This window comes from Nonomuraea spiralis, from assembly GCF_014648435.1.
GTDB classification, from domain to species: Bacteria; Actinomycetota; Actinomycetes; order Streptosporangiales; family Streptosporangiaceae; genus Nonomuraea; species Nonomuraea spiralis.
Genome location: NZ_BMRC01000004.1, coordinates 58,050 through 84,517, shown reverse-complemented (window position 1 = coordinate 84,517; position 26,468 = coordinate 58,050). Strand labels below are relative to the sequence as shown.

Here is a 26,468-nt window from a genome sequence, read left to right as displayed (position 1 = left end):
CTAATGTGCGGTGATCACCCCGGTTGGTGAAATCGTGACCGGAACTCCGTTGAACACTGCGTTACCACTTGGGATATCCAGGGCGGATTCGTCCGTCAGCACGTTCGCGTTGACCCCGGCGTGTTCGGCCGCGACCTGCTGTGTGCTGCCCTCGTGCCCCCAGCCGTGCGGCAGGCTGACCACGCCGGGCATGATCGTGTCGGTGGGCTCCAGCGTCACCGTGAGCGTGCCCGTGGCCGAGGTGACCACGGCCTGGCCGGTCAGGCCCAGCCGGTCCACGTCGGCGGGGTTGATCTGCAGCGTGCAGGTGTTGCTGCCGCCGACCAGCGGGCCGACGTTGTGCAGCCAGCTGTTGTTGGAACGCAGGTGCCGCCGCCCGATCAGGACGATGTCCGGCGGCTCCTCCTCCAGCCGCCCGCGCAGGCGCTCCACGTCCTCGACGAGCTGCGGCGGGGCCAGCTCGATCAGGCCCGAGGCGGTCTTCAGCACCTCGGGCAGCCGGGGCTCCAGCGCGCCGAGGTCGAGGCCGTGCGGGTGGTCGAGCAGCTTGCGCAGCGACAGGTCGCCCTTGCCGGCCCACTCGCCGTACGGGCCGAGCCGCAGCATGAGGTCGAGCCTGCGCTCGCCGCCCGTCTCGCCCTCCAGCCCGGCCCGCAGCTCGGCGACGTCCTGCCCCTCGACGCCGGAGCCGGGGGTCTGCGCGGCCTTGCGCAACATCTCGCCGATCAGGAACTCGTCCAGGTCACCTTCCAGCCCGGAAGCGATCATGGCCAGCCTGGCGAGGATCTGGGCCTCGCTGGGCCGCCCGTCCAGCGGCAGCGCGGGACGCGAGTAGCGGGTGTAGTTCCGTACGGCGAACCCGAGCAGTGCGAAGTCGTAGTGGCCCGACTGGAGGACGCGCGGCGGCGGCAGGACGACGTCGGCGTGCCGGGTGGTCTCGTTCAGGTACGGGTCGACGCTCACCATGAAGTCGAGCCCGCCGAAGGCCGCGTCCAGCCGGTCACCGTGGGGCGCCGACAACACGGGGTTGCCCGCGACCGTGACCAGCATCCTGACCTGGCCCTCGCCCGGCGTCTCGATCTCGTCGGCCAGCGTGGCCACGGGCAGCTCCCCGTTGGCCTCGGGCAGCCCCCTGACCCGGCTGCGCCACCGGCCCACCGTGTACGGCCTTCGCCGCGCCCCGAACTCGGTCGCCGGCTTGGGGAACATGGCACCGCCCGGCCGGTCGAGGTTGCCGGTGAGCACGTTGAGCACGTCCACGAGCCACTGGGCCAGCGTGCCGAACTCGGTCGTGCACGTGCCGATCCTGGCGTACACGGCGGCCGTACGCGCGCCGGCCAGCTCCCTGGCCAGCCGGACGATCGTCCCGGCCGGTACGCCGGTGCGCCGGGCGACGGCCTCGGGCGGGAAGTGCTTGGCCGCCTCGCGCACCTCGGCCAGCCCGTTGACCTCGTGCCAGGGCCGGGCCAGGTCCTCGGCGAACAGCGTGTGGACCATCGCGAACAGCAGGTAGGCGTCGGTGCCCGGCCGGACGAAGACGTGCTCGTCGGCCAGCGCGGCCGTCCTGGTCCTGCGCGGGTCCACCACGACGACCTTGCCGCCGCGCCCGCGCAGGGCCTTCAGGCGGCCGGGGAAGTCGGGGGCGGTGCACAGCGAGCCGTTCGACTCCAGCGGGTTGGCCCCCAGCATCAGCAGGAAGTCGGTCCGGTCCAGGTCGGGGACCGGGACGGCCAGCGGGTGGCCGAACATCAGGCCGCTGGCGACGTGCTTGGGCATCTGGTCGGCGGTGGCGGCGGTGAAGACGTTCCGGGTGCCGAGTGCCTTGATCAGCGGCGCGGCGTACAGCGCGCCCGCCATGGTGTGGGCGTTGGGGTTGCCCAGGTAGATCGCGACCGCCTGGCGCCCGTACCGTTCGGTGACGCGGCCGAGGCCGCGCTCGACGGCCGCGAACGCCTCGTCCCAGCCGGCCTCGCGCCACAGGTCGCCCTCCCGGATCAGCGGCCTGCGCAGGCGGTCGGGGTCCTCGTCGAGCCGGCCCAGGCTGGCGCCCTTGGGGCAGATGAACCCCTTGCTGAACGGGTCGTCCTTGTCGCCGCGTACGCCGGTCACGTGGCCGCCCTCGTCGAGCGTGAGGGTCAGGCCGCAGACGGCCTCGCAGAGGGGACAGGTGCGGTGGACGGTCGCCGTCATCACGACTCCTGAGTTCGTCGACTGAACTCATCTTGGCCCGTCCCGGCGGCATGGGGAAGCCCCGGGAGCCCCCGCGGTCCCCGGGGCGTGCTCCTAGGGGAGATGTGCCGTTTCCCCTAGGTCTTCAGCCGATCTGCGGCAGCAGCAGCGGCGTGCGCAGATCGGGCGGCTCCTCAAGGTCGTGCCTGAGCGGCATCCAGGAGCGGCGGCCGTACAGGCGCTCCAGCCCGGGAGCGGTGACGCCGGGCAGCTCGTCCCGCCGGACGATCTCCACGAGCAGCAGATGGGCCCGCCTGCGGTGTTTGTGGACGGTGGCGCTCCTGGCCCAGCAGGCCGCCGCGATCTCCTCGGCGTACGCCTCGAACTCCTCGGCGGAGATGCCCGCCCGGGTCATGACCAGCGCCTTCTCGCCCTTGGCCGACGGCGTGATCCAGAGCACCAGCGGGATCCGGCCCGCCCTCGTGTGCATGGTGGTCTCCAGGCAGACCCGCTGCAGGCGGTGTCTGGAGACGACGCACCAGAAATGGGACACCGCCCAGTTGCGGCCGGTCCTGGTGGCGGCGGGTACGGAGACGGCGCTGCTCAGCAGGACGAACGGCACCCAGTGCCCCTCCCGCGTGGCGCCTAACAGGGCCAGGACGAACAGCGCGAGCAGGGCCAGCACCATGAGCTCGCTGCGGACGCGCCAGAGCCGGACCAGCGGCCCGCCGCCGCCCGCGCCCGGGAGGTCCTCGTTGGCCGGGTAGATCTGGTTGCGCGGGTTCCTCGACACGTCAGGACACCTCCTCCGGCACCCGTGACGTCAGCGTGAGCTGGTCGAAGCGTGGGTCGCGGTACGTACGGGCGCCGAATCCCGCCCTGGCGACGGTCCAGCCCCGGTAGATGGCGAACTCGTCCGGCTCCATGCAGATCTCGCGGTCTGCCCACGAGACCAGTTCCCGGATACGGGACTTGATTCGGCCGATCCCCTTGGTACCTTGTGAGTACATAGAAGACCCCTTTCGCGGCATTTCCAGAGGTGGCTTCTTCGCCGGGCCGCAGGTCCGGGTCCCGTTCCGCCGCAGGGTGGCAGCCCATATGCGGCGAACGCGGATTCGGTCTCGGCCCGGCATTTTTCTTGTGCTCCGATGAGCGACTGTTGCGACGTTGTTCAGGCGATGGGGCGGTCCTTCCGGCAATCGGCCTCCCTGAAGCGGACATTCGTATCCGGGACGGCTTCGTTGCCGGTGAGGCGGCCCTCGTAGGGGCGCCCGATCGTGAGCGGAGAGCCCGACGCGCGAGGCCGTGTCGTCATCGCGGCCTCCCCTCGTCGGTCGAGAACCCTCCTGGATCGATCGTCCTCCGTGAGTCTTGATGCTGCAATACATCGAGCAAGGGAAGATTTAAGTTTCTTCGCAGATTGCTGTTGGAGTTGCCGTGCAAGTTGCACGCGATCTTTCGAGGTTCCAGGACGGTGGAAGAGCCGGAGATTTGCCGTCCAACCTCGATACCTACAGGAATCCTTGTCTTGCTCCCACGCTCTCCCCGTGAAAGCCTTCGGGCAACCCCATGCGGCAGTGTTCGTGCAAGTTGCAGTGTAAGATTGTGTGAACGGCCCACAAACCGGGTTGCCAAACGAACCGTTCCCGCCACACCTTCATTCCCGACAAGGAGAGTGGACGGTGCCATCGCAACAGGGCAGTCCGACAGTGCGCAGGCTCCGCCTCGGTCAGGAGTTGCGCCTCCTTCGCGAACGACGGAAGTTCACCGGGGCCAGGGCGGCCAGAGAGCTCGGCTGGTCGGCCAGCAAGGTCAGCCGTATCGAAGCCGCGAAGACCATGCCGAGCGCCGACGACATCAAGGCGCTGGGCGAGCTCTATCACCTCGACGGCCACAGACTTGATGAACTCTTCGGCCTTCTGCGAGATGCGGAGCAGCGTGGGTGGTGGGAAGATTATGAAGACTCCCTGCCCGAGGAGTACATCAGGCTTCTCGGGCTGGAGGCGGAGGCGACGGTTCAGCGCAACTGGGAACCCCAGTTGGTGTCCGGTCTCCTCCAAACCGAGGACTACGCGCGAGAGGTCATCCTCTCCGTGCGCGGAATCGTACGCATCACGCACAGCGGCGTGCGCAGCCGCGTCGAGGCCCGCCTCGACCGGCAGCAACGGGTTCTGCAGCGACCGGACCCCTGCCGCCTGAACGTGGTGCTCGACGAGGCGGCGCTGATGCGGCGCTTCGGCGAGCCCTCGGTCATGCGGGAGCAGATGGAGCATCTCATCGAGGTCTCCCTGTTGCCGCATGTCAACGTCCGGGTGTTGCCGCTGGAGTCTCTCCATCCGGTCAATACCGGGGCGTTCATTCATTTGAAGTTCACCGGGTTCGACGATGTCGTCTATCTGGAGCACTTGTACACTGCTCACTTCGTAGAGGACCTTGAGCGAGTCGCCGGTTACGAGAACGCTTTTGACCATATGTGGACAGAAGCCCTCGACGAGGACGAATCCCGCGTGCTCATCCAACGCAAAGCCATGTTGTGGCGACGCTGAGTACGCGGTCCCAGTAGGCGGGCAAAGGGGCCTGCTTATACCTTTTGGGGAGAAAATGCACACCACCACTACGGTCCGGGCCTGGCGGAAGAGCAGCTTCTGCAACGGAGCGTCTTCTTGCGTCGAGGTTGCCCCTCTGGGTGACGGCAACGTCGCCCTGCGGGACAGCAAGGTGCAGGACGGCCCGGTGCTCGTCTTCACGCCGTCCGAATGGGCCGCATTCACGGCCGGCGTGCGCGACGGGGAGTTCGACCTGGACTCTCTGGCCGCCAGCGCGTGAAAAGCGGCCCTGGCGAGTTGGTGGCACAACCTATCAGGGCCGCTCGGGACGAGGCCGGCGCGGCCACGACCGTACTTCGGTCGCTCAGCTTGTGAGCAGTGAAGACTTGCACATCATCGCACGACGACCACCCGGGTGATCAAGGTCCGTACCCATCCGAGGTGAAGAACGGCCCTGGCCCCTCATCGACGAGGCAACCAGGGCCACCCTCCCCAAAAGGTTCGAAGGCGCGGATCAGTCGCCGACGCCCAGCCCCTCGGCGGCGCCCCGGCCGAGGTCCTTGTGGACGTTCTCCCAGTACTCCACGACCCGCTTCCGCATGTCGGACGTGACCTCGGGGGCCGAGGCATGGCCGACGATGTTGGAGACCAGGTGCGCGCGGTCGGCGCCGGACAACGTGTTCTCCCACAGGGCGCGGCATTCAGGTCAACGGCGGCGCACCAGGAAGAGGCTGCTGAGGCCGGCGAGCACGGCCAGACCGGCCATCGCGACGGAGGCCATGAGGGAGGCCGAGACGGTGCCGTGGCCCTGGCTCAGCGAGATGAACAGCGTGCCCACGGTCGAGACGCCGATGACCTGGCCGAGCTGCATCACGGTGAGCAGCGCGCCGCTCGCGTCCGCCGCGTACGCGCCGTCCACCTGCTCGGTCGCCATGTTGGTCACCGCGACCTGCACACCGAGCCCGGCGCCGATGAGGGCGCTCATGACCGCGTACAGGACGCCACCGCCGGCGGCGAGGCCGAGGCCGAGGTAGGCGGGCGCGGCGACGACGTAGCCGACCGGTACGAGCGGGCGCTGCAACCCGGCGGGCAGGCGCGGCCACAACAGGCCCACCACGCCGAAGGCGAGCGCGCACGGGACCATCATCATGCCCGAGGCGAACGGGGAGAGGTGCAGGTCGCCCTGGAGGTGCAGCGCCGAGGTGAACAGGAACGCCCCCCAGGTCGCCGGCCCGAACAGCAGGATCGCCAGACCGGGACGCATGCCCGGCGCGGCCAGCACCTTGGCGTCCACCAGCGGACGCCCGCCACGACCGGTCACCCAGCGCTCGACGCGGACGAACACCACGAACATCACCACGCTGAGCCCCATGGAGACCCAGCCCCAGACGGGCCAGCCCAGGTCACGCCCGAGCACCAGGGGCACCACGAACAACAACACGGCCGCCGACAGGGTCACCAGCCCCCACGGGTCGAGCCCGGTCCTGCCGCCGCCCTCGTCGGCGGGCAACGCGCGGAACCCGACGACCAGCAGCACGACGGCGACCGGTACGAGCACCAGGAACACCACCCGCCACCCGGCGCCGAAACCGAGCATGATGCCGCCGAGCGCCTGGCCCACGACGATGCCGCCGCTGATCACCAACGACCACAGGCCGATCGCCCGGCCTCGCGCCGCGCCCTGGTAGTTGCGCTGGATCAAGGTCAGGACCTGCGGCATCATCATCGCCGCGCCCGCACCCTGGGCGAGGCGGAAGCCGATCAGCCAGCCCGTCGAGGGCGCGAGCCCGGCGCCGAGCGTGGTGACGGTGAACACGGCCAGCCCGCCGAGGAAGGCGTTGCGGTAACCGAAGAGGTCGCCGATCCGAGCGCCGGTGATCAAGAGGACGGCATAGACGATGGTGTAACCGGCGACGATCATCTGCAGCCCCGCGCCGGAGGAGTGCAGGTCCGACTCGATGGTCGGGGTGGCCACGTTGACGATGTTGACGTTGAGGATGGCCAGGAACTGCCCGACGAGGATCACTGCGAGGAGCAGACCGTTGGCCTTGGTCCTGTCCGGTGGGGTTACTTGGACAGGAGTGGAAACAGTGGCGGATTCGGTCATGTGTTTCATTATCGTGCGAACCCGATACCAGTAACGAGAGTCCCTTTATCCTGGTATTGACGGCACCTGGATAAGTGTCGGCGAACGCACCCATAGTGAAGGTGTGACCATGACTGAGCCTAGACGTACGGATCTGGCGGCGTTCCTCCGCACCCGGCGGGCGCGTATCACCCCGGAGATGGTGGACCTCGCGCCGGGACCGCGACGGCGTACGCCGGGGTTGCGCCGCGAGGAGGTCGCCCAGCTCGCCGGGGTGGGCGTCACCTGGTACACGTGGCTGGAGCAGGGCCGTCCGATCAACGTCAGCGGCCAGGTGCTCGACGCCGTCGCCCGTACGCTCATGCTCGACAACGCCGAGCGGCAACACCTCTACCGGCTCACCGGCCGGGCCGAGGTTCCCGCCCTCGCCGACGTCAGCCGCATGCCGCCCGAGCTCCAGGACATCCTCGACCAGCTCGGCGAGCTGCCCGCGGTCGTCTGCAACGGTCTCTCGGACCTGCTGGCCTGGAACTCCTCCTACGCCACGCTGTTCCCGCACATCGTCGAGGCCCCGGCGGGCGAGCGGAACACGCTGTGGCAGACGTTCGTCAGCGCGGAGGCCGAGGTCAGACTGGTCAACCGCGAGTCGGAGCTGCCGAGGGCCGTCGCCGTCTTCAGGGGCGCCTACAGCAGGCACGCCGACGATCCCTGCTGGCAGGACTTCGTCCGGCGGCTGTGCGCGGAGAGCGCCGAGTTCGCCCGCATGTGGGCCAGGCAGGACGTGGCCGAGCCGGGCCCCCGCGTGAAGGTCTTCAAGCACGAGGTCGCCGGCGCCCTCCGCTTCAGCACGACCAGCCTGAACGTCGCCGCCGCCCCCGAGATGCGGCTGATCGTCTACACCCCCCAGGACGACGCCACTAGGTCCGCTTTGACCTGGTTGATGGGAGCTGGTGATACCAAGTCCTAATCCACCGCCCATAGAATGCTCGATCCGTAAGAGTCTGGATCGAGCGGAAATGGCGGTAGATGAGACTCCCCCGTGTCCTACCGGTGCTGGCCGTCGCCGCCTCCCTCGCGGCATGTTCGTCGGCACCCGACAAGGAACCCCTGAGCAAGCAGGCCGACCAGAAGGCGATCGAGTCGCCGAGCGCGAAGCCGAAGCCACAACGGCGGCCCTTCACCATCGCCTTCGGCGGCGACGTGCACTTCGAGGGCGGCCTGCGCAACCGGCTGGCCGACTCGCGCACCGCCCTCGGACCCATCGCGAACGTGTTGCGCAAGGCCGACCTGTCGATGGTCAACCTGGAGACCGCGATCACGACGGCCGGGACGCCCGCGCCGGGCAAGCAGTTCACCTTCCGCGCGCCGGCGACCGCGTTCGCCGCGCTCAAGGCGGCCGGGGTGGACGTCGCCTCCATGGCCAACAACCACGGCATGGACTACATGGAGAGCGGCCTGGCCGACTCGCTGGCGGCCATCAAGCGCAGCAAGTTCCCGATCGTGGGGATCGGGGGGAACGCGGCGGAGGCGTACAAACCGTTCCGCAGGACGGTGAACGGGAACCGGGTGTCGATCATCGGCGCGACGCAGGTGCTCGACGCCGAGTTCATCCAGTCGTGGACGGCCACGGCCGACAAGGGCGGGCTGGCCTCGGCCAAGGACGAGGCGAGCCTGCTGCGGGCCGTACGCCAGGCGCGCAAGAACTCCGACACCGTGATCGTGCACCTGCACTGGGGCACCGAGATGCAGAAGTGCCCCAACGAGGCACAACTCTCGCTCGCCCCCAAGCTGGTCAAGGCGGGCGCCGACGTGGTGGTCGGCGGGCACGCGCACATCCTGCTCGGCGCCGGATACCTGGACGACGCCTACGTCAGCTACGGCATGGGCAACTTCGTCTTCTACAACTCCACCCCGGGCACCACGGGCCGGACCGGCGTGCTGACACTGACGATCAACGGCCGCAAGGTGCTCAAGGACCAGTGGACCCCGGCCACGATCCAGGGCGGCATCCCGATCCCCATGACGGGCACGTCCAGGACCCAGGCCGTGACCGACTGGAAGGCCCTGCGCTCGTGCTCGGGGCTGGCCGCGCGGCCTTGATCGTTCTATTCTCTGGACAAATCGTCCAGTAGGGGGCCGCCATGCGGTGGGTCGAGTCCGGCGACGTACGGCTGGCGGTCTTCGAGGAGGGCGACCCGGCGGCCCCCACGATCGTGTTGCTGCACGGCTACCCGGACACCCACCGCGTGTGGGACGAGGTGGCCGCGCTCCTGCGCGACCGCTTCCACCTGATCCGGTACGACGTGCGCGGCGCCGGGGCCTCCTCCGCCCCGCGCGACCGCCGGCACTACGCCTTCGACCACCTCATGGCCGACCTGGCCGCGGTGATCGACTCCGTCGGGAAGCCGCGGGTGCACCTCGCCGGCCATGACTGGGGGTCGTTGCAGGGGTGGGAGGCCGCCGCCAGGCCCGGCCTGCGGGACCGGCTGACCTCCTTCACCAGCCTCGGCGGCCCCGGGCTGCGGCAGGCGGCTCACTTCATGCGGCACGGGCGGCGGCGTGACGTGCTCAGGCAGTTCGCCCGTTCCTGGTACATCGGCGCGTTCCAGGTGCCGGTGCTGCCCGAGCTGGCCTGGCGTACGGTCGTGCCGCGCCTCCTTCGGTGCACGCTGCGGAACGGCGAGGGCGTCGAGCCGCGGCCGGGACATCCGGCGGACACTCTGGTCAAGGACGCACGCAACGGGCTGGAGCTCTACCGGCGCAACATGCTCACCGGCGACGACGGCTTCGCCGGTGGTGGCGGCCTCATGAGGGGTGGCGGCTTCGCCGGTGGTGGCGGCCTTGCCGGGCGTGGGGGTGAGCCGCGTGTGGGGGTGCCCGTGCAGCTCGTCGAGGCGCGCGGGGACCGGTTCGTCACGCCCGCGCTGCTGGCCTCGACCGGCCGATGGGCCGACCGCCTGTGGCACCGCCGGATCGAGGCGGGTCACTGGGCCCAGCGCGGCCGTCCCGCGACGGTCGCCGAAATGATCGCGGACTTCGTCACGCACATGGAGGGCGGCCCCGCGAGCAGGGGCCTGCGGCGGGCGCGGGCCGGGGAGCGGCGCAAGGCGTTCGGTGACCGGCTGGTGCTGGTGACGGGCGCGGGATCCGGCGTCGGACTCGCCGCCGCGCGGGCGTTCGCGGCGCACGGGGCCGAGGTGGTGTGCGCGGACCTCGACCCGGCCGCCGCCGCGCGGGCGGCCGCGGCCATCGCGAAGGATCTCGGCGGTACGGCGCATCCGGCGCAGGTCGATGTATCGGATATCAATAAATTCGAAGATTTCTCGCGAAATATCATCGCCCAATATGGCGTCCCGGACATTGTGCTGAACAATACGGAGATCGCGGCCGACAGGTCATTTCTCGAACACACCGTCGGCGACTGGCGCACGACCCTGGACGCCGGCCTGCAGGCCGTGATCAACGGCTGCCGCCTGTTCGGCGCGGCCATGGCCGACCGCGGCGAGGGCGGCCATCTCGTGAACGTCGTCACGCCCGCCGCCTCCGTATCCTCCCGCCTGTCACCTGCGTATTCGATCTCGAAGGCGGCCGTACGGGCGCTCGGCGACGGCCTGCGCGCCGAGCTGGCCGGGCACGGGATCGGGGTCAGCACGATCTTCCCGGGGCCGGTGTCCACGCCGGCCGCCCGCGCGCCGCGGCGGGGTTGCCCGCCCGAACGGGTGGCCGCCCGCATTCTGCGTGCCGTACACCTGAATCAGGCCGTCATTTCGCCCCGAACGATCCGCGCGCCGAACAGGATGGGCGTGGGCCTGAGAAATCCGCAAATTAGTAGGTAACGATCGCGCCGACGAGAGAAGATGAATCCGTGTCCTCGCCGCAAATGGATGATGACTGCGTCCACCCCAAAGCTCTCCGGCGGCAGCCGGCCCAACGCCGCAGCGCGCGGCGCGTCGAGCGCATGCTCGACGCCTGCGCCGAACTCCTCGACGAGACCGGCTACGAGGCCCTGTCCACCACTCGCATCGCCGAACGGGCGGGCGTCGCGATCGGCTCGGTCTACCAGTTCTTCCCCGACAAACGGGCCATCACCCAGGAGCTCACCCGGCGCAACGTCGAGCAGTTCGTGGCGCGGGTGGGCCGCCGGTTCATGGAGGAGGAGTACCGAGGCTGGTGGGAGGCCGTGGACGCGATCATCGACGAGTACGTCGACATGCATCGCACCGTACCCGGCTTCAGGAGCCTGCACTTCGGCGACGTCGTCGACCTCAACCTGCTCGACTCCGACTCCGAGAACAACACGGTGATCGCGGGCAGGCTGCGCGGCCTGCTGCTGAAGGAGTTCGGGCTGGCCGACAGCGAGACGCTCGACCTGGCCGTGCTGGTCGGGGTCGAGGCCGGCGACGCGGTGCTCAAGCTGGCCTTCCGCCGCGACCCCGACGGCGCGCCCGACATCATCGAGGCCGCCAAGCACCTGGTGCGGGGGTTCCTGTCGCGCCAGCTGAAATCGTGGTCGCCGCACGTACTGACCGAGGGTGACGTGGGACGCTGACCGAGATCTGGGAATGACGACAGTGAGCGATCGTCTGTTTACTGTCCGTCACAGGTCTCGGGAGGTGAAGATGTCCGATCTTCCACCGTCCGCCTTCCTTCGCAGCGCCCCCTCCGATCCCCGTCGCAGGCGCGGCCCGGTCTACGCGACGCTGGGGCTCGCCCTGGCCGTGGGCGCGAGCGCGATGATCGGCTACTCGGCGGGGTACGCGGCCGACGACACGGAGGTGGCGGCGCTGACCGTGCGGCCGGTCGTCGCCTGTCACGCCGTCCCGCCCGAGCCGGACCCGGTGGCCGTGCCTCAAGGGGCGGCGGTGACCGTACCGCCGAACAAGGCGGCGGAGCCGACGGCGCGTACGGTCGCCAAGGTCGAGGCGCGCGCCCACCGGAAGCGGGCCCACCTGAGGACGGCCGCCCGGCCCGCGCGCCGCGTCGTCACCCGGGCGGCCGTGATCCCGGCAGTGGCCCGGACCGCGACCTCGGCGGCCGCGAAAGCAGCGGCCCGAGCCCGAACCCAGGCCCGAGCGCAAGCCCGAGCCCAGGCGCGAGCGCGGGCGGCGGCCCGCAGGGTCGCCCGCCCGGCGCGCTCACCGCTGGAAGCGCTCATGGAGCAGGTCCAGAAGGTACGGAACGACCTCTACACGCAGGTGCTCGACCGGATCACCGGGCGGTCCCGGCCATGACCGGCCGCTGACCACCCGGCACGATCGGCCGCCGGAGCGCGGGCGGCGCGGACGCCGGCGCCCGGTGCCGCCACCGGGCGAGCCGCCGGTCGCCCAGCGCCGCCGCCGGCACCTGCTGGATGTGCGGCGTCGGGGGAGTGCGCAGGCAGGGCATGGGATACGACACCGGGCGGGCATCCCTGGCCTGCCTGACGTCGAGCCTGGTCTCCAGCGCCCGCAGGTTGCGCTCCGCCGTCTCGATGGCCTCCAGCCGCCCCGACAGATACCCGGCCACGCCGGGCCCGAGAGCCGAGAGAACGACCGCACAAGCCAGCGTGAAGGTCATCTGCCTGGACAAGCCCATTACAGCCCCCTCCGCTCGCGGGACGCAAAGCAAGGGGTACATGCCCGCCGGCCTGCACAGACACGCGCAGCGTAACCAGCCTTGAACAAGACGTTGCCGAATTTGCATGTGACCGGCCATGCGCATTGACCGGGCAAACCGCCGTACGGCTCGGTAGTCTCGCGGTGTGGCGCATGTGACCCGTGAGCACCTTGATCGTCTGCTAGAGCAGGCCCTGCTGGCCGACGACCACAGTTCCTTGGCCAGTCGGCTTTACGACGTCGCGCTCGACTATTCCACCGGCGACGTCTCCAGGGCGTCCATCCTGGTCCTCGCCGCCGAGGAATGGCGAGCTGCGGGCCAGCCCGCCCGCGCGATGGAGTGTTTCCAGCGCGCCGTAGAAGACGGTGGCGACGCGGGTTTCGACCCGCGGGCCGGCATCGCCGACACCCTCTTCGAGCTCGAACGTCCCGACGAGGCCCGGGAGGTGATCGAGACCATCCGCGCCGAGGGCGACGTCTCCACGGCGACGGCCCACACCATCGCGGAGACCCTGGTCGCCTACGGCGATCTCCGGGGCGGTCTCGAATGGGCCACACAGGCCGTTCTGGGCTGTGATGAGGGCGACCCCGAACAGGTGGCGCTGCTGCGGACGCGCTACCGGATCAGGGTCGACCTCGGCCTTCCGGAGGACGAGCTCGACGAGCTCGTCTCCTAGCCGCCGGGGCCGGACCGGCGGGCCCCGCGAGGGGCCCTGCTTGTCGCGCGCCCGCGAAACCGGGCCGGAGGAGCCGCGTCAGTGCGCGATCACGGCCCCTCCGGCTGCGGAAGCCCGGGCGCGGCAGGCACGACCCGCGCCCGGACGTCTTCGGCTCAGCCCAGGCCGAGACCGGGCAGCAGGCGGCTGAAGCCGTCGACGGCCTGCGGGCCGCCGGGCAGCGTCGAGGCGCCCTCGACGCTCTGCACGGCCTTGGGCAGCAGATTCGCCAGGAGCCGGCCGCCGATCTCGTGCACCGGCTGACGCAGGTCCATCGGCGCCTGCGCGGCCTGGCCCTTCGCGGGGGAGGTCGGCTTCCCGACGACCGCAGTCTCGGCGGGCACGCGGGCCATGATGGGCGTCTGCGGCAACGCGGGGAGAGCGGGCAGCGCGGGCACCTGGAGCGTCGTCGCGAGGTCCCGCATCCCCCTGTCGCCCGGGACCATCGGGAACAGCGCGGGCGACGCGCTGGTCAGCGAGGGCATGCCCCACGTGGCACCCACCCCGCCGAGGTCGGCCAGCGGGCCCATGGCGGACCTGGCGGTCGTCAGGCCGGTCAGGCCGAGCCTCCTCGCCATGTCGCCGGCGGCGACCGCCAGCTTGCTGATCTCTTCGGTGACGACCCGGTGGCCGTTCGTCTTGCCTTCGTTGAGGCGCAGCATGGTCTTGCCGTTGCAGTACGAGGCCACCGACTCGTTCTGCGCCCGGCAGGTGTCGGCCGTCGACGGGCCGGCGACCGGCCAGGTGACGGCCGCGGTCAGAGTGGCCACCGCGAGGATTCTTCGGATCTTCTGCGACACCGTACGTTCCCCTGATCGGATTCGGTGATCTGACGAACGCCGAAGCTAGTCACGCGATCGGCCGGTGGTCCGCGGCTTGTCCGAAGGGTGGCGGGAACCTTACCGCCGCACGGAGGGAGATGACCCTGCCATGACACGCCGAGGCCCGGAGATCCGCGTGGATCTCCGGGCCCTGTGCGTACGGCGGCGTCAGCCGCGCTGGATGACCAGCTCGTCGTCGCCGAGCTCCACCCTGACCTTGTCGCCGTCGACGATCTCGCCGGACAGCACGGCCTTGGCCAGCTTGTCGCCGATGGCCGACTGGACCAGGCGGCGCAGCGGGCGGGCGCCGTACAGGGGGTCGTAGCCGGTCAGCGCCAGCCATTCGCGGGCGGCCGGGGTGACCTCCAGCGTCAGCCTGCGGTCGGCCAGGCGGCGGGCCAGGCGGTCGACCTGGAGGTCGACGATCTGGGCCAGCTCCTCGGAGCCGAGCGCGTCGAACAGGATGACGTCGTCGAGCCGGTTGAGGAACTCCGGCTTGAACGCGGCCCGCACCGCGCCCATGACGGCCTCGCGCTTGGCGCCGTTGTCCAGCTTGGGATCGACCAGGAACTGCGAGCCCATGTTGGAGGTCAGGATCAGGATCGTGTTGCGGAAGTCGACCGTACGGCCCTGGCCGTCGGTCAGCCGTCCGTCGTCGAGCACCTGGAGGAGGATGTCGAACACCTCCGGGTGCGCCTTCTCCACCTCGTCCAGCAGCACCACCGTGTACGGCCGCCGCCTGACGGCCTCGGTGAGCTGGCCGCCCTCCTCGTAGCCGACGTAGCCGGGAGGCGCTCCGACGAGCCTGGCCACGCTGTGCTTCTCGGAGTACTCGCTCATGTCGATGCGGGTCATCGCCCGCTCGTCGTCGAACAGGAACTCCGCCAGCGCCTTGGCCAGCTCGGTCTTGCCCACACCCGTGGGCCCGAGGAACAGGAACGAGCCTGTGGGACGGTCGGGGTCGGCGATGCCGGCCCGGCTCCGGCGTACGGCGTCCGAGACGGCCTGTACGGCCTGCTGCTGGCCGATGAGCCGCCGGCCCAGGTCCTGCTCCATCCGCAGCAGCTTGGCCGTCTCAGCCTCAAGCAGGCGCCCGGCGGGGATGCCCGTCCAGGAGGAGATGACCTCGGCGATGTCGTCGGCGCCGACCTCCTCCTTGACCATGGCGTTCTCCGGCGGCGCGGCGTCGGAGGCGGCCTGGAGCGCCTGCTCCAGGCGGGGCACGTCGGCGTACATGAGTCGGGAGGCGGCCTCGAAGTCGCCGTCGCGCTGGGCCCGCTCGGCGGCGCTCCTGGCCTCGTCGAGCTGTTTCTTCAGCTCGCCGACCTTGTTGAGCCCGGCCTTCTCGTGCTCCCAGCGGCCGACGAGGGCGTTGAGCTCCTCCTGACGGTCGGCCAGCTCCTTGCGCAGGCGTTCGAGCCGCTGGACCGACGCCTCGTCGGTCTCCTTCGTCAGGGCCAGCTCCTCCATCTTCATGCGGTCGACGTTCCGCTGGAGCTGGTCGATCTCCACGGGACGGGAGTCGATCTCCATGCGCAGCCGCGAGGCGGCCTCGTCGACCAGGTCGATGGCCTTGTCGGGGAGGAAGCGGTTGGTGATGTAGCGGTCGGACAGGGCGGCGGCGGCGACCAGGGCGCCGTCGGCGATCTGCACCTGGTGGTGGGCCTCGTAGCGGCCCTTGAGCCCGCGCAGGATCGCGATCGTGTCCTCGACCGTGGGCTCGCCCACGTAGACCTGCTGGAAGCGGCGCTCCAGCGCGGGGTCCTTCTCGATGCGCTCGCGGTATTCGTCGAGCGTGGTCGCGCCGATCATGCGCAGCTCGCCGCGGGCCAGCATGGGCTTGAGCATGTTGCCCGCGTCCATGGCGCCCTCGGCGGCCCCCGCGCCGACGACGGTGTGCAGCTCGTCGATGAACGTCACGATCTGCCCGTTGCTCTCCTTGATCTCGGAGAGCACGGCCTTGAGGCGTTCCTCGAACTCGCCGCGGTACTTCGCGCCGGCCACCATCGCGCCCAGGTCGAGCGAGATCAGCCGCTTGTTGCGCAGCGACTCGGGCACGTCGCCGGCCACGATGCGCTGGGCCAGGCCCTCGACGACGGCGGTCTTGCCGACGCCGGGCTCGCCGATCAGCACCGGGTTGTTCTTGGTACGGCGGCTGAGCACCTGGACCACGCGGCGGATCTCCGAGTCGCGGCCGATCACCGGGTCGAGGCCGCCGCCGCGGGCCCGCTCGGTCAGGTCGACGCCGTACTTCTCCAGCGCCTGGTAGGTGTCCTCAGGGGTCTCGCTGGTGACGCGGGCGTGGCCGCGTACCTTCTCGAAGGCGTCGAGCAGCGCCTGCGAGGTCGCCCCCTGCGACTTCAGCAGCTCGGCCATCGGGCCGCCGTCGGCCGCCAGGCCGACGAGCAGGTGCTCGGTCGAGACGTAGAGGTCTTCGAGGCGGTTGGCGTGCTGGGCGGCGGTGTGCATGGCGGTGAGGAGCTGCCGGGAGCTCGAAGGCGCGCCCACGGTCGCGCCCTGGGCCTTCGGCAGCGCGGCAAGCTGCTCCTCGACGCGCGCCCGCAGCGTACGCCAGTCGGCGCCGACCGCTTCGAGCAGCGGCACGGCCGTGCCGCCCGTCTGGGAGAGCAGCGTGGAGAGCAGATGGGCCGGCGCGATCTCCGGGTTGCCCTCCGCGGCGGCACGCCGCATGGCACCCGAGAGAGCTTCCTGGCTCTTCTGGGTGAGCTTGTAGTCCATAACCTTCAGGCCCCCGGTGGCAGCTCGTAGCGGATCAGCGCCCTGACCATCCGCATCTCGGCGCGCAGGCGGTGAACCTCCTCACGCAGCCGCAGTGCTTCGTTCTCGAGCTCAAGGATCCGCTTGATGCCCGCGAGGTTGATGCCCTCCTCCTGGGAGAGCCGCTGGACCTCGCGGAGCTGGATGATGTCCCTTGTGGAGTAGAGGCGGCCGCGCCCGGCGGTGCGGCCCGGGCTGACCAGGCCGAGCCGGTCGTACTGGCGCAGCGTCTGCGGGTGGAGCCCGGAGAGTTGCGCGGCCACCGAAATCACATAAACAGGCGTGTCGTCGGACAGGTCGAAATAGTTGGCGTCCATCGGCTACTCGCTTCTGGCTCGCTGAATGAGATCAGCGCGCGGGTCGTCGCCCGCGGTCGCGGTGTTGAACTCGGTGAGGAGCTCGCGCGACTTGTCGTCGAGCGTCTGCGGCACGACCACCTCGACGCTGGCGAGCAGGTCGCCCTTGGTGCCGTCCTTGCGGGTGACGCCCCTGCCGCGGACGCGGAACGTGCGGCCGTTGGGCGTGCCCGCCGGGATGCGCAGCGTCACCGGCATGCCCTTGAGGATCGGCACCTTGATCTCGGCGCCCAGCGCGGCCTCCGTGAACGTCACCGGAACCGTGATCGTGAGGTTTTCGCCCGTCCGGCCGAACACGGCGTGCGGCTTGACGTGCGCCAGGATGTACAGGTCGCCGGCCGGGCCGCCGTTCTCGCCCGGCGCGCCCTTGGCCTTGAGCTTGACCCGCTGCCCGTCGGCCACGCCGGCGGGGATCCTGGCCTGGATCGTACGGGTGCTCTTGGCCCGGCCGCTGCCCTCGCACACGGGGCAGGGGTCGTCCACGATCAGCCCGCGGCCCTTGCAGTCGCGGCAGGGCTCGGAGAAGGCGAAGTTGCCCAGGTTGCGGCTGGCCGCGCCGGTGCCCTCGCAGGTGGGACAGACCCTGGGGGTCGTGCCCGCCTTCGCGCCGGTGCCGGTGCACGCGGCGCAGGCCGCCGAGCTGGTCAGCCTGAGCGACACCGTGGTGCCCTCGACGGCCTCGGTGAACGAGAGCGTGACCTCGGACTCGACGTCCTGGCCGCGGCGCGGCCTGGTCGCGCTCGTCGTACGGGTGGTGCCGCCGCCGCCCCCGCCCCGGTTGAACAGCCCGCCGAACAGGTCGCCGAGCCGCTCGCCCGCGCCCCCGCCGCCCTGCTGGCCGGCGGTGCCGCCGAACAGGTCGCCGAAGTCGAACGGGAAACCGCCACCGCCGGGACGCTGACCGCCCACCCCGGACCCGAACAGCGTGCGCGCCTCGTCGTACTCCTTGCGGCGCTTGCTGTCGGACAGGACGTCGTACGCCTCCGAGACCTCCTTGAACTTGGTCTCCTTGGCGGCGTCGCCCTGGTTGGTGTCCGGGTGGTACTGCCTGGCCAGCTTCCGGTACGCCTTCTTGATCTCATCGGGGGTGGCGGTCTTGGGCACACCAAGGACGGCGTAGTAGTCCTTTTCCAGGTAGTCCTTGGTGCTCATCTACGGCCCTTCGTCCTTTGTCAGTTTGCTTCGTCGTCATTGGACGCGGGAGGAGCGTCCTCGGGCTCGGCCACCGCCACCCGCGCCGGGCGCAGCACCCGCTCACCCATCCGGTAGCCGGGCTGGAACACCTCGACCGCGGTGGGCTCGGTGACGTCGGGCGAGTAGCTGTGCATCAGCGCCTCGTGGATCGTCGGGTCGAACGGGTCGCCCTTCTGACCGTAGGGGCTGAGGCCCAGCTTGGTGAGCGCGGACTCCAGGGACTCCGCCACCTTCGCGAAGCCACCGGTCAGCTCGCCGTGGTCACGGGCTCTTCCGATGTCGTCGAGCACGGGGAGCAGCTCGGTCAGCGCGCCGGCGACGGCCTGCTCGCGAACCGCGACCCGGTCACGCTCGACCCTTCTGCGGTAGTTCGTGTACTCCGCCTGGAGACGCTGGAGGTCGGCGGTCCGCTCGGCGAGCTGGGCCGCCAGCTCGCCGTCGTGGGCCGTCACCGTGGGCGTCTGCTCGGCGGGCGCCTCGGACTGCTCACCCGAGGGCTCCCGAACCTCACCCGTCTCCGGGTCGATCTTGCGCTTGTCGCGGATCACCGGCTCCTCATGCCCGTTGTCACGCGCCGGCATCACTGGTCCTTCTTCGGCTGGTCTTCGTCGACGATCTCGGCTTCGACCACGTCGTCGTCGGCCTTGGCGCCCTGACCGGCGGAGGCGTCCTGCGGAGCGCCCTCGGGGCCGGCCTGCTGGCCCTGGCTCGCGGCGTAGATCGCCGAGCCCATCTTCTGGCTGACGGTGGCGAGCTTCTCCGCGGAGGTGCGGATGACGTCGGTGTCGGTGCCCTCAAGAGCCTTCTTCAGCTCGGACAGGGCGTCGTTGACCTCGGTCTTGATGTCGCCGGGGACCTTGTCGTCGTTCTCGCGGAGGAACTTCTCCGTCTGGTAGGCCAGACCGTCCGCGTTGTTGCGGACCTCGGCCTCCTCGCGGCGCTTCTTGTCCTCCTCGGCGTACGACTCCGCCTCGCGCATCATGCGCGCGATGTCGTCCTTCGGCAGCGCGGAGCCGCCGGTGATGGTCATCGTCTGCTCCTTGCCCGTGCCCAGGTCCTTGGCGGAGACGTTGACGATGCCGTTGGCGTCGATGTCGAAGGTGACCTCGATCTGCGGGATGCCGCGCGGCGCCGGCGCGATGCCGGTCAGCTCGAAGGTGGCCAGCTTCTTGTTGTACGAGGCGATCTCGCGCTCGCCCTGGTAGACCTGGATCTGCACCGACGGCTGGTTGTCCTCGGCCGTGGTGAAGACCTCGGAGCGCTTGGTCGGGATCGTCGTGTTGCGCTCGATGATCTTGGTGAAGATGCCGCCCTTGGTCTCGATGCCCAGCGACAGCGGGGTCACGTCGAGCAGCAGGACGTCCTTGACCTCACCCTTGAGCACGCCGGCCTGGAGGGCGGCGCCGATGGCGACGACCTCGTCGGGGTTGACGCCCTTGTTGGGCTCCTTGCCGCCGGTCAGCTCGCGGACGAGCTCGGTGACGGCGGGCATACGGGTCGAGCCGCCGACGAGCACCACGTGGGCGATGTCGGAGACCTTGATGCCGGCGTCCTTGATGACCTGGTGGAACGGGCCCTTGGTCCGCTCGAGCAGGTCGGCCGTCAGGCGCTGGAACTCGGCCCTGGTCAGCTTCTCGTCGAGGTGCAGAGGGCCCTCGGAGGAAGCGGTGATGTAGGGCAGGTTGATGTTGGTCTCGGCCTGGCTGGACAGCTCGATCTTGGCCTTCTCCGCGGCCTCACGCAGGCGCTGGAGGGCCATCTTGTCCTTGGCGAGGTCGACGCCGTGGGCGTTCTGGAAGCGCTTGACGAGCTCGTCGACCACGCGCTGGTCCCAGTCGTCGCCACCGAGGTGGTTGTCACCGGAGGTGGCCTTGACCTCGACGAAGCCGTGGCCGTCCTCCTGGCCGACGTCGAGCAGCGACACGTCGAAGGTGCCGCCGCCGAGGTCGAAGACCAGGATCGTCTGGTCCTGCTCCTTGTCGAGCCCGTACGCGAGGGCCGCGGCGGTCGGCTCGTTGATGATGCGCAGAACGTTGAGGCCCGCGACCGTGCCGGCCTCCTTGGTGGCCTGGCGCTGGGCGTCGTTGAAGTAGGCCGGGACGGTGACCACCGCGTCGGTGATCTTCTCGCCCAGGTACGCCTCGGCGTCCTGCTTCAGCTTCTGCAGCACGAAGGCGCTGATCTGCTGGGGGGAGAACTTCTTGCCGTCGATCTCCTGGGACCAGTTGGTGCCCATCTCGCGCTTGACCGAGCGGATCGTCCGGTCCACGTTGGTGACGGCCTGCCGCTTGGCGACCTCGCCCACCAGGACCTCGCCGTTCTTCGCGAAGGCGACCACGGACGGCGTGGTCCGCGAGCCCTGCGCGTTGGCGATGACGGTGGGCTCACCGCCCTCGAGGATCGAGACGACGGAGTTGGTCGTCCCAAGGTCGATACCTACCGCACGTGCCATGAGTACGTCCTTGTAGTCAAAGTTGAGTCGGTTGGACTCAAGCTACGGATTCGTGTCGTCTTTGTCAAACGACTTGAGCCTACTCGACTCAACCCCTATGAGTGCGGCAGCATTCCCGGCAATCGGGCAAGAACCTGCGTGATTCCACACAACAGGCGTAACGGGGGCGACCGGCCATGGGTTCCGGTACGCCGGTGTGACGGCGGCTAGGGCTTGGCGCCGTCCACGAGCTTGCGCTTGCCGAGGGCGTGCTTGAGCTTGACGGTCGTGGTCTTCTCTACAGCCAGCAGGATGCAGGAGACGTTCCTGGCCTTGGGGGAGGCGCCCTCGTACAGGGTGATCGTGACCTTCTTGGCGGTCTCCTTGACCTTGACCTTGTCCAGCACCGTGCACGGCGCCACGCCCGACCACCACGTGAGTCTGACCTGCTTGCCGCGCGCGACGGGCGTGGCCTTGGTCCAGCGGACCTTGTGCACGTTGACGGCGTCGCCCGTGGGCTTGACCGGTTCGGGGCCCTTGGAGGGGCCGGTGGTGGGCGTGGGGGCGGTGGTGACCGGCGTCACGGCGTGCTCGACTGGCGCCTGCGGCGCCGGCAGGGCGGCCGGCGGCGATGTGGCACAACTCGTGGCGAGCACCAGAGATCCGGCGAGCAGAGTCGCTGTCGTCATTGTGCGCATATCCATAAGACGAAAAGGGCAGGTCCGCGGTTCATCGATATACCCAGGAAGCGGGCGGTTAGTGTGGTTCACGTGCTCCGTCAGGCAATGCTCGCCGTCTCCAAGAGCGAACGCGCCGAACGCGTCATCACCACATCGCCGCTGACCAGAGACGTGGTCAAGCGATACGTCGCCGACGACGTCGTCGACGTCATCGACGGGCTGACCCGCGAGGGCCTGCTCGTGACCGTCGACCACCTCGGCGAGGAGGTGACCGACAGGGCGCAGGCCGAGAGGGCCGTGCGCGAGTACCTGGCGCTCCTCGACCGGCTGCCGCCCGGCGGCGACGCATCGGTCAAGCTGACCGCGCTCGGCCTGCGGCTGTCGGAGCAGACCGCGCTGGACAACGCGGCCACCATCTGCGAGGCGGCCGCCGTCCGGGGGCTCACGGTCACGCTCGACGCCGAGGAGCACGACACGATCGGCGGGCTGCACTTCGTGCACGCCACGCTGCGCAAGGAGCATCCCGACGTCGGGATCGTGGTCCAGGCCTACCTCCCCGACGCGATCGAACGCTGCGAGAAGCTGGTCGGCGCCCGCGTACGGCTCTGCAAGGGCGCCTACACCGCCCCCGGCGCATACACCAGGCCGGCCGACATCGACCGCTCGTTCGTCCGCTGCCTCAGGATCCTCATGGCGGGCACCGGCTACCCCATGATCGCCACGCACGACCCCAGGCTGATCCAGATCGCCTCCACCCTGGCCGTGCTCGACGGCCGCGACGTCAACGGCTTCGAGTACCAGATGTTGTACGGCGTGCGCCCCGGCGAGCAGCACCGCCTGGCCGGTCTCGGCGGCCAGGTGCGCGTGTACGTCCCGTACGGCGCCGACTGGTACGCCTACCTCATGCGCCGCCTGGCCGAACGCCCGCGCAACCTGGCCTTCTTCCTCAGATCGCTGCTGTCGAGAGGCTAGTAGGCTGGGCCGGCGTCCGTTCCCCTGCGAGAGGTTTCGAGAGGCCGAGATGATCGCGATCCTGGGCACCGGCAAGATGGGCGAGGCCCTGCTGTCCGGGCTGCTGCGCGCCGGGTTCAAACCGGGCGACATCATGGCGACCACCCGCCGGCCCGAGCGGGCCCAGGCGCTGCGCGAGACCTACGGCGTGCGCACGGTCAGCAACGCCGAGGCGGCCAAGGCGGCCGACACCCTGATCCTGGCCGTCAAGCCCCAGGACATGGCGGCCCTGCTGGCCGAGATCGCCCCCTACGTCCCGGCCGACCGTCTGGTCATCACGGCGGCGGCCGGCATCACCACCGCGTTCGTGGAGCAGCGGCTCGGGGCCGACGTGCCCGTGGTCCGGGTCATGTCCAACACGCCGATCAGGTTCGACGAGGCGATGAGCGTGATCTCGGCGGGCGCGCACGCCGGCGAGGAGCACCTGAAGCACACCGAGGGCCTGCTCAAGCCGGTCGGCAAGGTGCTGCGCATCCCGGAGTCCCAGCAGGACGCCGCGACCGCGCTGTCCGGCAGCGGTCCCGCCTACTTCTTCTACCTGGTCGAGGCCATGGTCGACGCGGGCATCCTGCTCGGCATGCCGCGGGCCGCCGCGCTCGACATGGTCACCCAGTCGATCGTCGGCGCGGCCGTGATGCTGCGCGACTCCGGCGAGCACCCGGTGATCCTGCGCGAGGCCGTCACCTCGCCGGGCGGCACCACGATCGCGGCCATCGCCGAGCTGGAGCGCCACAGCGTGCGCGCCGCGTTCCTGGCCGCCATCGAGGCCGCCCGCGACCGGGGGCGCGAGCTCGCGTCGGGTTGACCGGCGGACCGGGAGGCCCTGCTCCTACGATGGGTCGGGTGACGATCCGTCGTGGCATCCCCCCGCTGCTCGTCCTCTTAGCCCTGGCCGGCTGCTCGTCGGAGGAGCCGGCGAACGTCCAGCTCGGTGAGGTCCGGCGGGCCCCGGTCACCGAGGTCGTCGAGGCCCCCGCCACGATCGGCGCGCGGGCGACGGCGACACTGCGCTCGCCCGCCCAGGGCACGATCGCCAGACTCTACGTACGCGACGGCGACCGCGTGCGCAAGGGCGAGACACTGGCCAGGATCAGCTCCCCGCAGGCCGAGGACCAGCTCGACCAGGCCCGCAAGGCGGCCAAGGGCATCCGGCCCGCGAGCCTCGCCCCCGTACGCCTGCCCTCCCTGGACACCGGGGTGTTCGACCGCCAGGTGGCCGCCCACTTCGCCAGGGCACGCAAGGAGGCGCGCAAGGTCAAGGACGCCACCGCCCGCAGGCAACTGCTGAACGCCATCGACCTCGCCCAGGCCCAGCACCGGGCGCAGTCCAGGGCCCTGGCCTCGATCACCGCCCAGCTCAACCGCTCGATCACCGGCGTGCTGTCGGGCATGACGAACGGGTTGTCCACGTCCATGGCCTCGCTCCAGGCGGCCTCGCGGACCCAGGCCAGGGCGGCGGTCAGAGCCGCGAAGGGCACGGTCGACTCCCTCACCATCAAGGCGCCGTTCGGCGGCGTGGTCACGCTGGGCAGGGCGTCCGGGGGCGGCGGGGGTACGGGCGGGCTCGGCGGCCTGCTCAGCCAGTTGCCCGGAGGGGCCCAGCAGCTGCCGTCGGTGCCGTCGGCGGGATCGGGGGCGGGCGGGCCGGTGGCGAAGGGCGTGCCGGTGTCGGCGGGCGACTCGATCGTCACCGTCACCGACGTCTCCGAGCTGACCCTCTCCGCCGACGTGGACGAGACGGACGTGCTCCTGGTCGAGAAGGGCACCAAGGCCGCGGTCGAGCTGGACGCGGTGCCGGGGGCGACGTACACGGCCCGGGTGACGGGCGTCGGCGTCACGCCCATGGAGGCCGGCACGGGCGGCGTCAGCTACCCGGTGAGCCTCACGCTGGGTCCCGGCGCCTTCGACGACGGCTCCGCGGCGCCCACCCCCAAACCGGGCATGAGCGCCGTCACCAGGCTGACCGTGCGCGAGTCGCCCTCCGCCGTCGCGGCCCCCGCCTCGGCCATCGTCACCAGCGGGCGCGACAGCGTGGTCTGGCTGGTCAGGAACGGCGTCGCCGAGCGCCGTACGGTCAAGCTCGGCGCGCAGGGCGACACAGTGGTGGAGGTGCTGAACGGGCTGTCCGTCGGCGATCGCATCGTCGTCAAGGGCGCCGACGCCGTACGGCCTGGGCAGTCGCTCCCATGATGGCCCCCACGGCTCCTCCAGTGACGGCCGCCGTCGAGGCCGTGGACGTCGTACGGCGCTACCAGCTCGACGGCGTGGCCGTGGAGGCGCTGCGCGGCGTGTCGCTGCGGATCGAGCACGGCGAGTTCGCCGCCGTCGTCGGGCCGTCGGGGTCGGGCAAGTCCACCCTCATGCACCTCCTGGGCTGCCTCGACCGGCCGACCTCCGGCGTGCTCAGGGTGGGCGGCGTGGAGGTGTCGCGGTTGTCGGAGTCGGAGCTGGCCGGGCTGCGGAACCGGACCATCGGGTTCGTCTTCCAGTCCTTTCACCTGATGGGACGTACGTCGGCGCTGGACAACGTGGCGCTGCCGCTGGTCTACCGGGGCGTCGGCCGGGCCGAGCGGCGTTCGCGGGCCGCCGCCGCGCTGGAGTCGGTGGGGCTCGGCCACCGCATGCGGCACCGGCCCTCCCAGATGTCGGGCGGCGAGCAGCAGCGGGTGGCCATCGCCAGGGCGCTCGTGGGGGAGCCCGAGGTGCTGCTGGCCGACGAGCCCACGGGCAACCTCGACACCCGCAACGGGGTCGAGGTCATGGCCATGCTCGACCGGCTCAACGAGGAGCGCGGGGTCGCCGTCGTCCTGGTCACCCACGAACCGGAGATCGCCGCCCACGCCCGCCGCCAGATCCACGTCCGCGACGGCCTCATCGAGCAGGACACGGTGTCGAGGCCATGAACACGCTCGAGGCGTTGTGGATGGCGATTGACGCGTTGCTGGTCAACCGGATGCGGAGTGTGCTGACCATGCTCGGCGTGATCATCGGCGTGCTGGCCGTGGTCATCCTGGTGGCGGTCGGCACGGGCGCCAAGGACGCGGTGGAGAAGGAGATCTCCGGCCTCGGCACGAACATCATCCTGGTCGTACCCGGCCGGCTCAGCCTGGGCGCGGCCCCGACGCAGAGCAAGCTCGGCCTCGACGACGTCGCCTACGTACGCCGCGTCGTCGGCGACCCCGGCAGGGTGACCGTCTCGCTCCAGTCGGGCGAGACCGTACGGGTGGGCCGGGTGGAGTCGTTCGTCACCGTCGTGGGCACCGACCAGAACCTGGTCAACATCTTCGACCGCCCTCTGGAGAAGGGCCGCCCGCTCAGCGAGACCGACGTGGTCACCCGCCGCCGGGTGGCCGTCCTGGGCTCGGAGGTGGCCGACAAGCTGTTCGGCGACCTCGACCCCATCGGGCGGCAGGTGACGATCTCCGGCGCCAGGTTCCGCGTGGTGGGCGTCTACGGCACGCTCGGCCAGACGTTCGGGCTCTCCCGCGACCAGGAGGTGCACATCCCGGTCACGACGGCCCAGCGCCTGCTGGGCATCGAGCGGATCAACGGGCTCGCGATCGGCGCGTCCGGCCCCGACGAGATCGACGCGCTGTCGGACAAGGTGACGGCCGCGCTGCGGGACAGGTACCCGGGCGAGCAGTTCTCCGGCGTCACCCAGACCGCGCTGCTCGGCACGATCGGGAACGTGCTGGGCATGCTCACCGGCGTGCTGGCCGCCATCGCGGGCATCTCGCTGCTGGTCGGCGGCGTGGGTGTGTCGAACATCATGCTGGTCAGCGTGCGCGAGCGCACCCGCGAGATCGGGCTGCGCAAGGCGCTGGGCGCCAGGCAGCGGGACGTCCTGGCGCAGTTCCTCATCGAGGCGGTGTTGCTGACCACGGTCGGCGGGGTGGCCGGCATCGTGCTCGGGGTGGGCGGCGCGCTCGCGATCAGGACGTTCACGCAGGTGCCCGCCTCGATCACGTGGTGGTCGATCGTGCTGGCCTTCGGGGTGTCGGCGGCGGTCGGGGTGTTCTTCGGCGTGGCGCCGGCGCGGAGGGCGGGCCGGCTCGATCCGGTCGTCGCGCTCCGCGCCGAGTGAGG

25 protein-coding genes and 1 pseudogene are annotated in these 26,468 nt (G+C 70.3%); 13 read left to right on the top strand and 13 right to left on the bottom strand.

Annotation, left to right across the window (positions count from 1 at the left end):
• The 3 genes from IEZ27_RS10585 to IEZ27_RS10575 all read right to left on the bottom strand — a co-directional run bounded on the left by IEZ27_RS10585 (position 1) and on the right by IEZ27_RS10575 (position 3,179).
• Positions 1-2,190, bottom strand: a complete 2,190-nt coding sequence (locus tag IEZ27_RS10585; RefSeq protein ID WP_189647041.1) for a molybdopterin-dependent oxidoreductase — start codon at positions 2,188-2,190, stop codon at positions 1-3.
• A gap of 124 nt (positions 2,191-2,314) precedes the next feature.
• Positions 2,315-2,962 (bottom strand): hypothetical protein, encoded by a 648-nt coding sequence (locus IEZ27_RS10580; RefSeq protein WP_189647040.1) that lies wholly within the window; start codon positions 2,960-2,962, stop codon positions 2,315-2,317.
• Between the two features lies 1 nt (position 2,963).
• Positions 2,964-3,179 (bottom strand): hypothetical protein, encoded by a 216-nt coding sequence (locus tag IEZ27_RS10575; RefSeq protein ID WP_125643964.1) that lies wholly within the window; start codon positions 3,177-3,179, stop codon positions 2,964-2,966.
• 672 nt (positions 3,180-3,851) lie between these two features.
• Between IEZ27_RS10575 and IEZ27_RS10570 the strand changes: the two genes are divergently transcribed.
• Positions 3,852-4,715, top strand: coding sequence for a helix-turn-helix domain-containing protein (locus tag IEZ27_RS10570; protein ID WP_125643961.1), 864 nt, complete (start codon positions 3,852-3,854; stop codon positions 4,713-4,715).
• 55 nt (positions 4,716-4,770) lie between these two features.
• Positions 4,771-4,995 (top strand): DUF397 domain-containing protein, encoded by a 225-nt coding sequence (locus IEZ27_RS10565; protein WP_125643959.1) that lies wholly within the window; start codon positions 4,771-4,773, stop codon positions 4,993-4,995.
• A gap of 234 nt (positions 4,996-5,229) precedes the next feature.
• On the opposite strand, the gene IEZ27_RS10560 is transcribed toward IEZ27_RS10565, so the two are convergent.
• Together IEZ27_RS10560 and IEZ27_RS10555 are read right to left on the bottom strand one after the other, a co-directional pair.
• Positions 5,230-5,406 carry a catalase-related domain-containing protein gene (locus tag IEZ27_RS10560; protein WP_189647381.1) on the bottom strand — a complete coding sequence of 59 codons (177 nt, stop codon included), beginning with the start codon at positions 5,404-5,406 and terminating at the stop codon, positions 5,230-5,232.
• Between the two features lie 15 nt (positions 5,407-5,421).
• Positions 5,422-6,822, bottom strand: coding sequence for an MFS transporter (locus IEZ27_RS10555; protein ID WP_189647039.1), 1,401 nt, complete (start codon positions 6,820-6,822; stop codon positions 5,422-5,424).
• 109 nt (positions 6,823-6,931) lie between these two features.
• Here IEZ27_RS10555 and IEZ27_RS10550 point away from each other — a divergent pair, with 109 nt between their 5' ends.
• The 5 genes from IEZ27_RS10550 (at position 6,932) to IEZ27_RS10530 (ending at position 12,032) form a co-directional block, all read left to right on the top strand.
• The gene (locus IEZ27_RS10550) at positions 6,932-7,768 is read left to right on the top strand and encodes a helix-turn-helix transcriptional regulator (protein WP_189647038.1); all 837 of its coding nucleotides are present in this window, start codon (positions 6,932-6,934) and stop codon (positions 7,766-7,768) included.
• Between the two features lie 59 nt (positions 7,769-7,827).
• Positions 7,828-8,901: a CapA family protein gene (locus IEZ27_RS10545; RefSeq protein WP_189647037.1), complete on the top strand. Its 1,074-nt coding sequence runs from the start codon at positions 7,828-7,830 to the stop codon at positions 8,899-8,901.
• A gap of 41 nt (positions 8,902-8,942) precedes the next feature.
• The gene (locus IEZ27_RS10540) at positions 8,943-10,637 is read left to right on the top strand and encodes an SDR family NAD(P)-dependent oxidoreductase (RefSeq protein WP_189647036.1); all 1,695 of its coding nucleotides are present in this window, start codon (positions 8,943-8,945) and stop codon (positions 10,635-10,637) included.
• Between the two features lie 122 nt (positions 10,638-10,759).
• A complete protein-coding gene (locus IEZ27_RS10535) occupies positions 10,760-11,350 on the top strand; it encodes a TetR/AcrR family transcriptional regulator (RefSeq protein ID WP_379478587.1) in 591 nt (196 codons plus the stop codon).
• Between the two features lie 70 nt (positions 11,351-11,420).
• Complete coding sequence (locus IEZ27_RS10530) at positions 11,421-12,032, top strand: hypothetical protein (protein ID WP_189647034.1); 612 nt, start codon at positions 11,421-11,423, stop codon at positions 12,030-12,032.
• Here IEZ27_RS10530 and IEZ27_RS10525 read toward each other — a convergent pair.
• Positions 12,010-12,375 (bottom strand): hypothetical protein, encoded by a 366-nt coding sequence (locus tag IEZ27_RS10525; RefSeq protein WP_189647033.1) that lies wholly within the window; start codon positions 12,373-12,375, stop codon positions 12,010-12,012. The genes IEZ27_RS10530 and IEZ27_RS10525 overlap by 23 nt on opposite strands.
• Positions 12,376-12,541: 166 nt before the next feature.
• Between IEZ27_RS10525 and IEZ27_RS10520 the strand changes: the two genes are divergently transcribed.
• Positions 12,542-13,072, top strand: a complete 531-nt coding sequence (locus IEZ27_RS10520; RefSeq protein ID WP_229823836.1) for a tetratricopeptide repeat protein — start codon at positions 12,542-12,544, stop codon at positions 13,070-13,072.
• A 155-nt stretch (positions 13,073-13,227) separates the two neighbouring features.
• On the opposite strand, the gene IEZ27_RS10515 is transcribed toward IEZ27_RS10520, so the two are convergent.
• From IEZ27_RS10515 to IEZ27_RS10485, 7 genes and pseudogenes are all read right to left on the bottom strand, one after another.
• Complete coding sequence (locus tag IEZ27_RS10515) at positions 13,228-13,881, bottom strand: hypothetical protein (RefSeq protein WP_189647032.1); 654 nt, start codon at positions 13,879-13,881, stop codon at positions 13,228-13,230.
• A gap of 219 nt (positions 13,882-14,100) precedes the next feature.
• The gene (gene clpB, locus IEZ27_RS10510) at positions 14,101-16,671 is read right to left on the bottom strand and encodes an ATP-dependent chaperone ClpB (protein ID WP_189647031.1); all 2,571 of its coding nucleotides are present in this window, start codon (positions 16,669-16,671) and stop codon (positions 14,101-14,103) included.
• Positions 16,672-16,703: 32 nt separating this feature from the next.
• Positions 16,704-17,027 (bottom strand): annotated as a pseudogene (locus IEZ27_RS10505) (heat shock protein transcriptional repressor HspR); the annotation flags it as partial.
• Between the two features lie 3 nt (positions 17,028-17,030).
• Positions 17,031-18,218: a molecular chaperone DnaJ gene (gene dnaJ / locus IEZ27_RS10500; protein WP_189647030.1), complete on the bottom strand. Its 1,188-nt coding sequence runs from the start codon at positions 18,216-18,218 to the stop codon at positions 17,031-17,033.
• 20 nt (positions 18,219-18,238) lie between these two features.
• Positions 18,239-18,841: a nucleotide exchange factor GrpE gene (gene grpE, locus IEZ27_RS10495; RefSeq protein ID WP_189647029.1), complete on the bottom strand. Its 603-nt coding sequence runs from the start codon at positions 18,839-18,841 to the stop codon at positions 18,239-18,241.
• Complete coding sequence (dnaK, locus tag IEZ27_RS10490; RefSeq protein ID WP_189647028.1) at positions 18,841-20,712, bottom strand: molecular chaperone DnaK; 1,872 nt, start codon at positions 20,710-20,712, stop codon at positions 18,841-18,843. The genes grpE and dnaK overlap by 1 nt, the downstream gene beginning before the upstream one ends.
• Positions 20,713-20,918: 206 nt before the next feature.
• A complete protein-coding gene (locus IEZ27_RS10485; protein ID WP_229823835.1) occupies positions 20,919-21,380 on the bottom strand; it encodes a hypothetical protein in 462 nt (153 codons plus the stop codon).
• Between the two features lie 81 nt (positions 21,381-21,461).
• Between IEZ27_RS10485 and IEZ27_RS10480 the strand changes: the two genes are divergently transcribed.
• Genes IEZ27_RS10480 through IEZ27_RS10460 form a run of 5 tightly spaced genes read left to right on the top strand, consistent with a single transcriptional unit; the run spans position 21,462 to position 26,466 of the window.
• A complete protein-coding gene (locus tag IEZ27_RS10480; RefSeq protein WP_189647027.1) occupies positions 21,462-22,343 on the top strand; it encodes a proline dehydrogenase family protein in 882 nt (293 codons plus the stop codon).
• Between the two features lie 49 nt (positions 22,344-22,392).
• Complete coding sequence (gene proC, locus IEZ27_RS10475; RefSeq protein ID WP_189647026.1) at positions 22,393-23,187, top strand: pyrroline-5-carboxylate reductase; 795 nt, start codon at positions 22,393-22,395, stop codon at positions 23,185-23,187.
• Between the two features lie 38 nt (positions 23,188-23,225).
• Positions 23,226-24,572, top strand: a complete 1,347-nt coding sequence (locus IEZ27_RS10470) for an efflux RND transporter periplasmic adaptor subunit (protein WP_189647025.1) — start codon at positions 23,226-23,228, stop codon at positions 24,570-24,572.
• Positions 24,569-25,285: an ABC transporter ATP-binding protein gene (locus tag IEZ27_RS10465; RefSeq protein ID WP_229823833.1), complete on the top strand. Its 717-nt coding sequence runs from the start codon at positions 24,569-24,571 to the stop codon at positions 25,283-25,285. The genes IEZ27_RS10470 and IEZ27_RS10465 overlap by 4 nt, the downstream gene beginning before the upstream one ends.
• A complete protein-coding gene (locus IEZ27_RS10460; protein WP_189647024.1) occupies positions 25,282-26,466 on the top strand; it encodes an ABC transporter permease in 1,185 nt (394 codons plus the stop codon). Before IEZ27_RS10465 ends, IEZ27_RS10460 begins: the two co-directional genes overlap by 4 nt.
• Positions 26,467-26,468: the final 2 nt, after the last annotated feature.